Origin of the sequence: Streptomyces boninensis (genome assembly GCF_048572725.1) — a bacterium.
In the GTDB taxonomy this organism is placed as follows: Bacteria; Actinomycetota; Actinomycetes; order Streptomycetales; family Streptomycetaceae; genus Streptomyces; species Streptomyces boninensis.
On record NZ_CP183837.1, the window covers coordinates 8,129,559 to 8,142,379 of the forward strand.

Consider the following 12,821-nt stretch of genomic DNA (forward strand, 5'->3'; position numbering starts at 1 on the left):
GGTGCCCATGGCGTTACCACTTCTGCACGGCATCATCGCTCCGGTCATTCTGCCCATGCGGGCGGACGGGGCGGTGGACGAGCAGTCCCTGGAATGCCACCTGGCGCACCTGTGCCAGGCCGGCATTCACGGACTCTGGATGAACGGCACCACGGGGGAGTTCCACGCCCTCGACCCGGACGAGCGGGCCGTGGCGGTACGGGTCGCGGCGAAGGCGGCCGCGGGCCGTACCCCGGTCGTGGCGCATGTGGGCGACGCGGCCACCAGGCTCGCCGTCCGGCATGCCCGCGCCGCCGTGGACGCCGGGGCCGATCAACTCGCGGTCATCGCGCCCTACTTCGCCGAGTTCACCCGCGAGGAGCTGCGCGAGCACTACCGGGCGATCTCCGCGGCCGTCGGCTTTCCGGTGTACGCGTACCACATGCCGCGGCTCACCAAGATCAGCCTGACCGCGGACTGCGTGCTGGAGCTGGCGGGCGAGGGCGTCCTCGCCGGCATCAAGGACAGCGACGGCGACCTGGCGTGGTTCCGCCGGCTCGTCAGGGAGGCCGGCGCCAGGGGCCTCGACCTGCAGTGCTTCACCGGAGGCAGCAGCATCAGCGATCTGTCGCTGCTGGCGGGCGCCGCGGGCGCCACCTCCTCCCTGGCCAATCTCACCCCCCGGCACCTCGTCGCCTTGTACGACGCCGCCCAAGCGGGCGACTGGGCGCGGGTGCGCCGGATGCAGGACCAGCTCGAAGACCTCGCCGAGGCCATGCGCAGCGCGCGCCGGACCCCCACCCTCTCCGCGGTCGTCAGCACGTACAAGTTCGTACTCGCCGCCCTCGGCCACATCGAGGCCGAGCACGCCGCTGCGCCGCTGGCCCGCCTGCACGAGGACGAGAAGGAACGGCTCGCCTCGACGGTGGTCCCCATGATCCGCGAACTGGAGAGCGCGGCCGCCGCGGCCCCCGAGCCGGGGGCACACGCAAAGGAGCGTGCAGATGACACCTGAAGGCATATCGCGTCCGACGCTCGACCGACGGCAGCTGCTGCGCGCAGGCGGCGGGCTGCTGGTCGCGGCCACCGTCTCCGGCTGCGGCTTCTTCGACACCGAGGCCGATGACGGCAGCGGCGGCGGGGGAGCGAAGGGCAAGGAGGCGCCGTCGCTGAAGAAGCAGGTGGAGGCAGGCAAGCTGCCCAAGGTCGAAAAGCGGCTGCCGGCCAAGCCCCTCGTCGTCGAGCCGCTCGACGACGCCGGCACCTATGGCGGCACCTGGCACTCCGCGATGATCACCCAGGAGGACCTCGGCTGGCTGAAGTTCAGCCTCGGCTACGAGCCGCTGGTGCGCTGGGCGCCGGTGTGGCAGGGCGTCACCAAGACGAAGCTGCTGCCCGGCATCTGCGAGAAGTACGAGGTCAAGGGCGGCGGCAAGGAGTTCGTCTTCCACCTGCGCAAGGGCCTGAAGTGGTCCGACGGCAAGCCCGTCACCACCGACGACTACAAGTTCGCCTTCGAGGACTTCAATGTCGACAAGAAGCTGCACGCCTACGGGCTCTACGCCCTGTGGACGTCGCAGTCCGGCAAGCCGGCCCGCTTCGAGGTCGTCGACGACCTCACCGTGAAGTACGTCTTCGAGGAGCCCAAGCCGGGCTTCCTGGAGGAGATCGCCAGCGGCACCACGATCTACATGGTGCTGCCGAAGCACTACTTCGAGAAGTACCACCCCAAGTACAACAAGGACGCCGACGCGGTCGCCAAGAAGGCCGGCTCGGCGAGCTGGGTCAACCACTTCGAGATCATCCAGGAGCCCTGGAACAACCCCTCCATGCCCACCCTCAGCGCCTGGATCCCCAGGAACGCGGCGACCAAGGGCAGCCAGGTCGTCTGCGACCGCAACCCGTACTACTGGAAGACCGACCCGGACGGCAGCCAGCTGCCGTACATCGACAAGGTCATCGTCAACATCCTGGAGGACATCGAGGTCGAGGTCCTGCAGGTCTCCAACGGCGACCTGGACATGCAGCTGTACCAGTTCGGCACCGTACGCAATAAGCCGGTGGTCACGCGGAACCGCGAGAAGGGCGGCTACCGCATGGTCGACGTGGCGCCCGACAACACCGCCAACACGATGATCATCGGCTTCAACCAGACCCACAAGGACAAGAAGAAGCGGGAGCTGTACCGCAACAAGGACTTCCGCATCGGCCTGTCGTACGCCATCGACCGCAAGAAGATCATCGAGACGGTCTTCGCCGGACAGGGCAAGCCCTGGCAGGCGGGCCCCAACGAGGGCAATGAGCTCTACAACAAGGAGCTCGGCACCCAGTACACCGACTACTCCGTGGCCAAGGCCAACGATCACCTGGACAGGGCCGGCTTCACCAAGCGCAACGGCGACGGCATCCGCCTCACCAAGGACGGCGACCCGGTGGCCTTCAAGGTCTTCGTGGTCTCCGAGATGGCCGACCTGGTCGACGCCATGGACATGGTGCGTGCGGACTGGAAGAAGGTCGGCGTCGACGCCACCGTCTCCCGGATGGCCGAGGAGCTGTACTGGGAGCGCGTCGAGGCCGGCGGGTCCGAGGCGGCCGTCTGGGACTGCAACAACTTCGACCTGCGCTTCGGCGAGGGCGGCAACCACTACTACGCGCCCACCAACCCGCGCGGCTCCTCCCGCTTCGGCGGCGAATGGGCCAAGTGGTACATGCGCGACGGCAGCGACGGCGAGGAGCCGCCGAAGCGGATCAAGGAGCAGCTGAAGCTGATGAACGAGCTCAGCCGCACCTTCGACAACAAGAAGGCGCTGAGCCTGGCCCGGCAGATCCTCGAGATCACCAAGGAGGAGTTCTACTACATCGGCATCTCCAGCCCGGCCAGGGAGTACGGCATCGTCTCCAACGACATGGGCAACGTCCCCAAGTCGTTCAGCAACGCCGGCTTCCACCAGGCCCCGGGCCCCAGCAACCCGAGCACCTTCTTCTTCAAGGGCAAGGCCTGACGGCCGGACGGGAGTAGCCGGGAATGCTCTCGTTCCTGACCCGCCGCCTCGGCTGGATGGTCGTCACCCTGTGGGCCATCTCGCTGGCGACGTTCTTCATCATCCAGCTGCCGCCGGGCGACTACGTCTCCACGCTCCAGGCCAACGCCGAGGAGCGCGGCGAGGTGATGGGCCCGGCCGAGGCGGCGGGGCTGCGTGAGCGGTACGGGCTCGACCAGTCGTTCTTCGCGCAGTACTGGAAGTGGATCAGCAACATCGTCTTCCACGGCGACTTCGGGCAGGCCTTCGCGTACAACATGCAGCCGGTCTCGGATCTGATCTGGGACCGGGTGGCGCTGTCCTTCACGCTGTCCGTGGCGACGATGCTGCTGATCTGGGCGATCGCGTACCCGATCGGCATCTACTCGGCCGTCAAGCAGTACTCGGCGGGCGACTACGTGGCGACCTTCTTCGGCTTCGTCGGCATGGCGATACCGGAGTTCATGCTCGCGCTGGTCCTGATGTGGGTCGGCATGCGCTACTTCGGGATGAGTCCCGGCGGGCTGTTCTCGCCCGAGTACCAGGACGCCGCGTGGAACCTCGGCAAGGTCCTCGACCTGGCCTCCCATATGTGGCTGCCCATCGTGATCATCGCGGTGGCCGGCACCGCGGGCGGCATCAGAATCGCGCGCGCCAACCTCCTCGACGAGCTGTACAAGCCGTACGTCGTGGCGGCCCGCGCCAAGGGCCTGCCCGAGTGGAAGCTGCTGCTGAAGTATCCGTTCCGGATGTCGATGAGCCCGTTCTTCTCGACGGTCGGCTGGATGCTGCCGGGCCTGATCAGCGGCGAGACGATCATCTCGATCGTCATGAACCTCCCGACGACCGGCCCGCTCATCCTGAGCGGCGTCACCAACCAGGACATGTATCTGGTGGGCAGCTTCATCCTGATCCTGTCCACCCTCACCGTCATCGGCACCCTGATCAGCGACCTGGCCCTCGCCTGGTGGGACCCCAGGATCAGACACAGCTACGAGGGAGGGTGAGCGGCCGTGGCCATCACCAAGCCGCGCAGGATGCCGCGGCTGCTGAAGCGGGGCACGCCGCCCGAGGCGGCGGCCGCGCCCGACCACGGCGACCTGATGACCGGGCAGGCCAGCCCCTGGCGGCTGGTGTGGCGGAAGTTCCGCAAGCACAAGCTGGCCATGGCCGGGGCGGTGATCGTGCTGCTCGCGTACTTCGTCGTCGCCTTCGCCGAGATCCTCGCCCCCGGCTCGCCGAGCGAGGCCGACCCGAAGCAGACGTACGCCCCGCCGCAGATCGTCAAGGTGGACCTCAGCTGGGACGACGGCCTGCAGTTCTACGCCAATGGCTATACGACGCGGCGCGACCCGAACACCTTCGAGCAGATCCACAAGGTCGACCCCGACAAGCGGATCCCGCTGAAGTTCTTCGCCAAGGGCGACTCGTACAAGATGTGGGGCCTCATCCCCGGCGACCGGCATCTCTTCGGCGCCGCGAACCCCGGCGACAAGGTGTCCTTCCTGGGCACCGACCGCTCCGGCCGCGACCTGCTCTCCCGCATCATCCACGGGGCGCGGGTGTCGCTGTCGATCGGCCTGGTCGGCGTCGCGGTGAGCTTCCTGCTCGGGCTGTTCTTCGGCGGCATCTCGGGCTACTTCGGCGGCGCCCCCGACCTGGCGATCCAGCGCATCATCGAATTCCTGATGTCCATCCCGACGCTGCCACTATGGCTGGCGCTGTCCGCGGCCGTACCGGATGAATGGGGGCCATTGGCGCGGTACTTCGCCATCACCACCATCCTCTCCGTGATCGGCTGGACGGGACTGGCGAGGGTGGTACGCGGCCGCTTCTTCTCGCTCCGTGAGGAGGACTTCGTCACGGCCGCCCGTCTGGACGGCTGCGGCAGGCGCCGGATCATCTTCCGGCACATGGTCCCGTCCATGTCCAGCCACGTCATCGCCTCGATCACCATGGCCGTCCCCAGCATGATCCTCGGCGAGACCGCCATGAGCTTCCTCGGCCTCGGCCTGCAGTCGCCCGCGGTCAGCTGGGGCGTGCTGCTCCAGGAGGCGCAGAACATCCGCACGGTCGAGACCGCGCCCTGGCTGCTGATCCCCGGCTTCGCGGTGTTCATCACCGTCCTGGCCATGAACTTCGTCGGCGACGGGCTGCGGGACTCCGCCGACCCGTACAAGTAAGGGGCTAGGTGTGGATGTAAGCCTCCTCGAAGTCGAGGACCTGCGGACCCAGTTCGAGCTGGACGACGGCCTCGTACGGGCCGTGGACGGCGTCACCCTCGACATCCGGCGCGGCGAGGTTCTCGCCGTCGTGGGCGAGTCGGGCTGCGGCAAAAGCGTCATGGCCCGATCCATCCTGCGCCTCGTGGACAAGCCGGGAAAGATCACCGGCGGGCACGTCCGCGTACACACGGACGACGGCGTCGTCGACATGGCCACCGCGGCCGAGGCCGCCGTCCGCTCCGTACGCGGCGCCAAGGTCGCGATGGTCTTCCAGGAGCCCATCGCCTCGATGAGCCCGATGCACACCCTCGGCAACCAGATCGGCGAGGCCATCCGCCTGCACGAGGGCGCCGACAAGAAGGAGGCGCGCAAGCGCGCCATCGAGCTGCTCCGCCGGGTGGGCATCCCGGCGCCGGAGCGGCGGGTGGACGAGTACCCGTTCCAGATGAGCGGCGGCATGCTGCAGCGCGCCATGATCGCCAGCGCGCTCTCCTGCAGCCCCGACCTGCTGATCGCCGACGAGCCGACCACGGCGCTCGACGTCACCACCCAGGCGCAGATCCTGGAGCTGCTGCGGGAGCTGCAGCAGGACACGGGCATGGCGGTCATGCTGATCACCCACGACCTGGGCGTCGCCGCGCAGCTGGCCGACCGGATCGCGGTGATGTACCTGGGCGCGGTCGTGGAGACGGGCACCACGGACACGGTGCTGCGGCACCCGCGCCACCCGTACACCCAGGCCCTGCTCCGCTCGGTGCCCAAGCTCGGCAGCGGCTCGCGGCAGCGGCTGAGCCCGGTGCGCGGCATGGTGCCCAGCCCGTATCACCGGCCGCCGGGGTGCACCTTTCACCCGCGGTGCGATGCCTTCATGGAGGGCCGCTGCGAGGTGACGGTGCCCGGCCTGGTCCCGGCGCCGGTGCTCGCGTCGGCGTCCCTCGACAAGGAAGGCCGCACCGACGGCGCGGTCAGCTGCCTCCTGTACGAGAACGAAGGCGAGGATCCCGCATGACACCGCCCCCCGTGGCACCGGCCGCCGAGGCCAACGGCCACACCACCACCGGCAGCACGCTGCTGCAGACCAGCGGCCTCACCAAGCACTTCCCCATCCGCCGCGGCCTGTTCGGCCGCACGGTCGGCGCCGTGCGCGCCGTGGACGGCGTCGACCTGACCGTACGTTCCGGCAGCACCGTCGCCCTGGTGGGCGAGTCCGGCTGCGGCAAGAGCACCCTCGGCCGCTGCCTGCTGCGGGTGCACGAGCCGACCGCCGGCGCGATCACGTACCACCGCACCGACGGCACCACGGTCGACCTCGCCGCGCTCAACGACAAGCAGCTGGCGCCGTACCGCCGCGAGATCCGCCTGGTCTTCCAGGACCCCTTCGCTTCACTCAACCCGAGGATGACGCTGCTGCAGATCGTCGGCGAGCCGCTGAGGGTGAACCTCGGCCTGAGCGCGTCCGACACGGAGGAGCGGGTGGCGGAGCTGCTCCGCCGCGTCGGCCTGAGCCCCGAGTACATGCGCCGCTACCCGAACGCGTTCAGCGGCGGCCAGCGCCAGCGCGTGGGTATTGCCAGGGCACTGTCGCTGGCGCCGCGCCTGGTGGTCGCCGACGAGGCGGTCAGCGCCCTGGACGTGTCCGTACGGGCCCAGATCCTCAACCTGCTCAAGGACCTCCAGGACGAGTCCGACCTGACCTATCTCTTCATCTCCCACGACCTGGGCGTGGTCGAGTACATGGCCGACGAGGTCGTGGTCATGTACGTCGGCAAGGTCGTCGAGACCGGCGCCACCGACGAGCTGTACCGCAGTCCGCTGCACCCGTACACCGAGGCCCTGCTCTCCGCCGTCCCCGACCCCGACCCGGCCGCCCGGCGCCGCGAGCGCATCGTGCTGCGCGGCGAGGTCGCCGACCCGTCCCGGGTGCCGGCCGGCTGCCCCTTCCACCCACGCTGCTTCCACGCCAAGGAAAGGTGTGCCACCGAAGTGCCCCAACTGCGCGAGATCCGCCCCGGCCGTAAAGCCGCCTGCCACTTCGCCGAGGAACTGGAGCTGACGGGCGTGAACGCGGCATGACCTTGGACCCGCGCTTCGACGGTGTCGTACGGCCGGTGGCCGGGGATCCGGCGCTGCATCAGGCGCTGCTGCCGGTGCTGCATCCGGGCGACAGCCATGCGGCGAATCTGCTGGAGCTGGATGACGGGGATCTGTTGTGCACGTGGTTCAACGGGCCGGACGAGGGCGACCGCGAGACGAATGTCGTCGTCTCGCGGCTGGCCCGCGGTGATACCCGCTGGAGCAAGCCCGAGCTGCTGGCGTGCGATCCGGAGAGGTCCGAGCAGAATCCGGTGCTGGCGCAGGACGGCGACGGGACGGTCTGGCTGTTCCACCCGTCCAATACGCCGCACGACCAGACGACCGCGCGGCTCGTCGTCCGCACTTCCGCGGACCGCGGGCGCACCTGGACACCGCCGCGGACCCTGCTCGAAGGGCCGGGCATCTTCGTACGGAATCCGCCGCTGGTCCTCGATGGCGGGGCGTGGCTGCTGCCCGCCTATCTGTGCCGTCGGGGTGCCGAGCGCAGCATCGCCCTGATCAGCGAGGACGGCGGCGCCACGTGGCAGGAGCACGATGTGCCGGACGGCGACCACCAGGTGCAGATGACCGTGGCCCGGCGTGACGGCGACGGGCTCCTGGCCCTCTTCCGAAGCCGGGCGGCCGACCGCATCCATGCGTCCGAGTCGTACGACGAGGGCCGGACCTGGACCGCGCCGCGGAAGACCGCGCTGCCGAACAACAACTCCGCCGTCCAGATGATCCGGCTGGAGAGTGGCGCGCTGGCGCTCGTCTATAACGACGCGTCGCTGGAGCGGGATCAATTCCGGTGGGTGGGGGAGGGGGCCGGGCGGCGCAAGAAGGCGGTGCGGACGCCGCTGACGGTGGCGTTGTCCAATGACGGTGGGCGTACGTGGCCGTACCGGCGGGATGTGCAGGTCGCGGATGCCGAGTACCAGGAGAATCAGCTTGGCTACTCGTACCCGAGCATTCTGCAGACGCGCGACGGGCGGCTGCACGTGGCGTACTCCTTTCTGCGCAAGACGATCAAGCACGTATCGCTCGATGAGAATTGGATCAGGGAGTGCGGGCGGTGAGCGTCGAGCGGTGGGGGGTCCACGAGATCGCGCTGGACGGTCCGGTGGGTGGCAATCCGTACCGGGACGTGTGGCTGCGCGCGGAATTCCAGTACCGGAACCGGGTCGTTGAGGTCGACGGCTTCTACGACGGCGACGGGCGCTATCGGGTGCGCTTCATGCCGGATAGGGAGGGGGAGTGGGCGTATGTCACTCGCTCCAGCGCGCCGGAATTGGACGGGCGGCGGGGGACTTTCGTCTGCACGCCGCCGTCGCCCGGCAACCACGGCCCGGTGCGCGTCGCCGGGCCGCGGCATTTCGCGTACGCGGACGGCACCCGGTATCTGCCGGTGGGCACGACCTGTTACCACTGGAATCACCTCGATGATCTCGAGCGCGAGGAGCAGACGCTGCGCTCGCTGGCCGAGTCGCCGTTCAACAAGGTGCGCATGTGCCTGCTGCCGACCGGAAAAATGCGGCCGCCGCGGCTCGTGGTCGCCGGGGACAGCCCGGGCGGCCTCGATACCAGTCGCTTCAATCCGGAGTTCTGGCAGCGCTTCGAGGAGCGGCTGCGCGAGCTGCTGGCGCTCGGCATCGAGGCGGATGTGATCCTCTTCCATCCGTACGAGGACGGCGAGTGGGGGCTGGACCGGATGGGGGCGGAGCAGGATCGCTTTCTGCTGCGTTACGCGGTGGCGCGGCTGGCGGCGTTCCGGCATGTGTGGTGGTCGCTGTCGAATGAGTACGACTTCAACCGCAATAAGACCGTGGCCGACTGGGACGGCCTCGGCCGATACGTCCAGCGTCACGACCCGTATCAGCGGCTGCGGTCGATCCACAACGGGACGCGGATGTATACGTACGAGCGGATCTATGACTTCACCAAGCCGTGGATCACGCATCAGAGCATTCAGCACTGGGATGCGCGGCTTGCGGGCCGTTGGCGGGAGGCGTGTCCCAAGCCTGTGGTGATCGATGAGATCGGGTACGAGGGCACGGCGGACCGGCGGTGGGGGAATCTCAGCGGGCGGGCGCTGACGCGGCAGTTCTGGCAGGCGGCGGTGGAGGGCGGTTACGTCACGCATGGCGAGGCGTATCCGGAGGCGGGGGAGGGGGCAGACGGGACCACCTGGATCTCGCGGGGTGGGCGGCTGCGCGGGGACGCCGTGGCGCGGATCGGCTTTCTGCGCCGGGTGCTGGAGGACGGGCCGGCGGATGTGGTGGCGGCGCGACGGGAGGGCTCGTACTGGCTGGAGTTCACCGGCGGCAGCCAGGCCGGGTATCGGGAGGTGGAGCTGCCGGGCGGCGGCGAGTACCGCATCGAGCTGATCGACACCTGGAACATGACCGCCGCGGAGGTCCCCGGCCCGCATCGCGGCCGGGTGCGGGTGGAGTTGAAGGGGCGTACGGACATGGCCTTGCGGATCCGGAGGGTGCAATGAGCGGCGGCATGCGGACGGTGGAGCGGTGGGGGGTCTTCGAGCTGCCGGTCGCCGGGCCGGAGGTGGAGGCCGTCTTCAGCGATGGGGAGCGACGGTTCACGGCGGCCGCGTTCACCGGCGCGGACGGTGGCCATGCGGTGCGCTTCATGCCTGACCGGGAGGGGGAGTGGTCGTACGGGGCGGGGGCGGGGGACGCCGACGCCGGGGTCTTCACCTGCGTGCCGCCTGCGGCGGGCAACCACGGCCCGGTGGTGGTGGCGGGAGCGCGGTTCGCGTACGCGGACGGTCAGCCCTTCCACCCCGTGAGTACGGCGGTGGGCGAAGCGGGACCGGCCACGCGGCGGGCGCTGGCCGCGGCGCCGTTCAACCGGGTGCGGCTGCTCGCCTCGGCCTCGCTGCCACTCGATCGGCTGGTGGAACAGGTCGCTGGGCTGCGGGAGTTGGGCATCGAGGCGGAGGTGGATCTCGGGGGGCGGCGCGATGTCGCCGAGACGGTGTCGCGGCTGGCCGCGTACCGGAATGTGTGGTGGCGGGCGCCTCAGGACGCGGACGTCCAGACGGTGATACGGGACTACGACTACGGCCACCACCTCCTGACCGTCCACGGCGGCCCGGAGACGGACTTCGGCGCGCCCTGGATCACGCATGTGAGCGTGGCTCTGGAGGACACCAGGGCGGTCGCCGCGCTCTCCGGGCAGCTGGGCAAGCCGGTCATGGTGGATGACTGCGGCGCGGAGGGCGATGCGCCCGTCCCGGAGCGCAGTCTGCCGGGCGCGGAGCTGCTGGCCCGGCTCTGGGAGGGCCTCTGCCAGGGCGGCTATGCCACCCACGCCGAGTCGTACGGCACCAGCCCTTGGACGACCCACGGCGGCCGGTTCTCGGGGGAGGCTCCGGACCGGATCGCCTTCCTCTCCCACATCCTCGACGACGCGCCGCCCGGTCTCGTGCACAACCCGGCCTACTACGACGCCTCGACGCTGGAGCTGCCGGGCGAGTACGTGCTGCAATACCTGGGCGCGCACCGCTATCCGTACCGCCGCTTCGAGCTGGCGGAGGGGACCTGGCGGGCGGAGGTGCTCGACACGTGGAATATGAGGGTGGGGGCGCCGCGGTATGTGTCCGGCGGTAGTGGGCGGGTGCAAGTCGAGCTGCCGGGGGAGCCGTATTGCGCGGTAAGGATCCGCAGAGTGCCGGCGGATCCGGGCCGCGCCACCCGGATCCGCCGGATCCCCGGAGCCTGAGAGCCGCGAAGCGACCCCGGGGAATTCAGGGGGTTCTCACCAGTCGAAGCCGGCTTCCACCTGGGACTTGATGTAGGCGGGGATGTCCTTGGTCTCGGTGATGTGGAGCGCCGAGGGCGCCGACAGGCCTTCCCGGAGGACGTGCTGGCGGAAGACCATGTACATCGGGATGTCCCAGTACTCGGTCTCCTTGTAGCCGCTCACCGACGCGTTCTCGCCCCAGAAGACGCCCGAGGTGTCGATGCCGTCGAGGGCGGGGGAGGACGTACCGAAGGCCTCGATGACGGCGTCGGACTGCAGCGCCGGCTTCATGCCGTACCGGGAGAGGCCGACCTGCGCCTCCTCGGAGACGAGCCACTTCACCACGGCCAGGGCCTGCTTCTTCTTCGCGGACTGCGGCGGGAGGTAGGCGGCGATGGTGTTGGGCTGGTAGGTGGCATTGTCGCCGTCGCCGAGGACCGGGATCGAGGTGACGCCGAGGTCGATGTTCGCCGCCAGCCGGGCCCACTCCTCGCGGTCGTCGGCGTGGAGGTACATCTCGTTGCCCGCGTAGGCGTTGAACTTCCACAGCGTGTCCACCGCCATCGCCACATTGCCGGTGGTGAGGAAGTCGTCGACGGACGTGAAGATGTTGCGCGGGATGAAGAGGAAGCGCTCCATGTTCGCGCCGAGCCGCTGCCAGTCGTCCGAGGTGATGTTCACCTTGACGTCCTCGGGGGCGGGCTTCTCGCTGCCGGTGGGGAGGAAGGGGTAGCGGCCGAGCTGGTTGAAGTCCAGGTAGTTGTCGGGGTGCTGGAGGTAGCCCTTGTACGCGACCATGTCCTGCTCGCGGGTGAGCTTCCTGGCCTTCCGGTACGCGTCGTCGTAGGTGACGCCGTTGACCGGGGGCTTCACCTTGAAGCGATTGAAGATCTTCTTGTTGTGGAGCAGCACGAAGTCGTCGACGAAGAGCGGAACGCCGTAGATCCCGCCGTCCGAACGGGACTTGATCAGCTCAACGGTGGCCGGGTTGAGCGTGCTGATGTCGATGCCTGCGTCACCCAGCTCACCGCTGAGATCGCGCAGCCAGCCGCGCGGCTCCAGATCGCGGTCGATGCGGCGGCGCGGGTCGTCGATGACGATGTCCGGCACGACCTTCGCCTTGTCGAGGTCCTCGTACCGGATCGGCAGGTCCCAGGTGGCGAACTTGAACTTGATGTCGGGGAACGCCTTCCGCAGCCGATCCCCGATGACCTTGTCGAAGAAGCCCTCGACCTCGAACGGCTTGTAGTTCGCCATGAAGACGAACAGCTCGTCGTCGCAGACCTCGAAGGGCTCGTCGTACTTGTTGGGGATGGGCGTACACACCGCGCCTGCGCGTGTGGCATACCGCGCGGCGGTGCTTTTGGCGGGCTGTGCGGCGGCCGCTTGCGAACCGGCCAGCGATGCGCCGGCCACGGCCGCCGTACCAGCTAAGGCTCCGGCGGCGACGAACCGTCTGCGGCTCAGTCGGCTCGAGGTGCGGTCGTCCTTCGACCCCTCGCTCATGGTCACGCTTCCCTTCGGTTGGGGAGGTGTAGGGGAGGTGGCATGCCATATGAATGCCACTATGGTGTGGGTGTCGGGTCGGGGCGTCAACACCCGTGCGGTGACTCGGAAGTTGATGCGTGATGGAGGGGAGTTCGTGGGCGTGCACGCGACGGTGGGGAGCTGGCGGAGTGAGAGTGCCGACGGTGCTGCGCTGGAGGTGGTGCGGGACGGGGATGCGGTGCGGCTGCGGTTGTGCCGGGGCGGGGTGGCGTACGTC

10 protein-coding genes are annotated in these 12,821 nt (G+C 68.9%); 9 read left to right on the top strand and 1 reads right to left on the bottom strand.

Going from position 1 to position 12,821, the window contains the following annotated elements; genetic code table 11:
- The first annotated feature begins 7 nt into the window (after positions 1-7).
- From ACNNMR_RS36720 to ACNNMR_RS36760, 9 genes are read left to right on the top strand one after another with little or no spacing between them, the layout of a single operon-like run.
- Positions 8-994, top strand: coding sequence for a dihydrodipicolinate synthase family protein (locus tag ACNNMR_RS36720; RefSeq protein ID WP_419999024.1), 987 nt, complete (start codon positions 8-10; stop codon positions 992-994).
- Positions 984-2,981 (top strand): ABC transporter substrate-binding protein, encoded by a 1,998-nt coding sequence (locus ACNNMR_RS36725; protein ID WP_419999025.1) that lies wholly within the window; start codon positions 984-986, stop codon positions 2,979-2,981. The genes ACNNMR_RS36720 and ACNNMR_RS36725 overlap by 11 nt, the downstream gene beginning before the upstream one ends.
- A 23-nt stretch (positions 2,982-3,004) precedes the next feature.
- Positions 3,005-4,006, top strand: coding sequence for an ABC transporter permease (locus ACNNMR_RS36730; RefSeq protein ID WP_419999026.1), 1,002 nt, complete (start codon positions 3,005-3,007; stop codon positions 4,004-4,006).
- A 6-nt stretch (positions 4,007-4,012) separates the two neighbouring features.
- Positions 4,013-5,182, top strand: a complete 1,170-nt coding sequence (locus ACNNMR_RS36735; protein WP_419999027.1) for an ABC transporter permease — start codon at positions 4,013-4,015, stop codon at positions 5,180-5,182.
- A gap of 10 nt (positions 5,183-5,192) precedes the next feature.
- The gene (locus ACNNMR_RS36740) at positions 5,193-6,233 is read left to right on the top strand and encodes an ABC transporter ATP-binding protein (protein WP_419999028.1); all 1,041 of its coding nucleotides are present in this window, start codon (positions 5,193-5,195) and stop codon (positions 6,231-6,233) included.
- Positions 6,230-7,297 (top strand): ABC transporter ATP-binding protein, encoded by a 1,068-nt coding sequence (locus tag ACNNMR_RS36745; protein ID WP_419999029.1) that lies wholly within the window; start codon positions 6,230-6,232, stop codon positions 7,295-7,297. The genes ACNNMR_RS36740 and ACNNMR_RS36745 overlap by 4 nt, the downstream gene beginning before the upstream one ends.
- A complete protein-coding gene (locus ACNNMR_RS36750) occupies positions 7,294-8,373 on the top strand; it encodes a sialidase family protein (RefSeq protein ID WP_419999030.1) in 1,080 nt (359 codons plus the stop codon). The genes ACNNMR_RS36745 and ACNNMR_RS36750 overlap by 4 nt, the downstream gene beginning before the upstream one ends.
- The gene (locus ACNNMR_RS36755; protein ID WP_419999031.1) at positions 8,370-9,794 is read left to right on the top strand and encodes a DUF5060 domain-containing protein; all 1,425 of its coding nucleotides are present in this window, start codon (positions 8,370-8,372) and stop codon (positions 9,792-9,794) included. The genes ACNNMR_RS36750 and ACNNMR_RS36755 overlap by 4 nt, the downstream gene beginning before the upstream one ends.
- A complete protein-coding gene (locus ACNNMR_RS36760; protein WP_419999032.1) occupies positions 9,791-11,035 on the top strand; it encodes a DUF5605 domain-containing protein in 1,245 nt (414 codons plus the stop codon). The genes ACNNMR_RS36755 and ACNNMR_RS36760 overlap by 4 nt, the downstream gene beginning before the upstream one ends.
- Positions 11,036-11,071: 36 nt before the next feature.
- Here the strand turns inward: ACNNMR_RS36760 and ACNNMR_RS36765 are convergent, their stop codons facing one another.
- Complete coding sequence (locus ACNNMR_RS36765) at positions 11,072-12,562, bottom strand: ABC transporter substrate-binding protein (RefSeq protein ID WP_419999033.1); 1,491 nt, start codon at positions 12,560-12,562, stop codon at positions 11,072-11,074.
- Positions 12,563-12,821 lie beyond the last annotated feature (259 nt).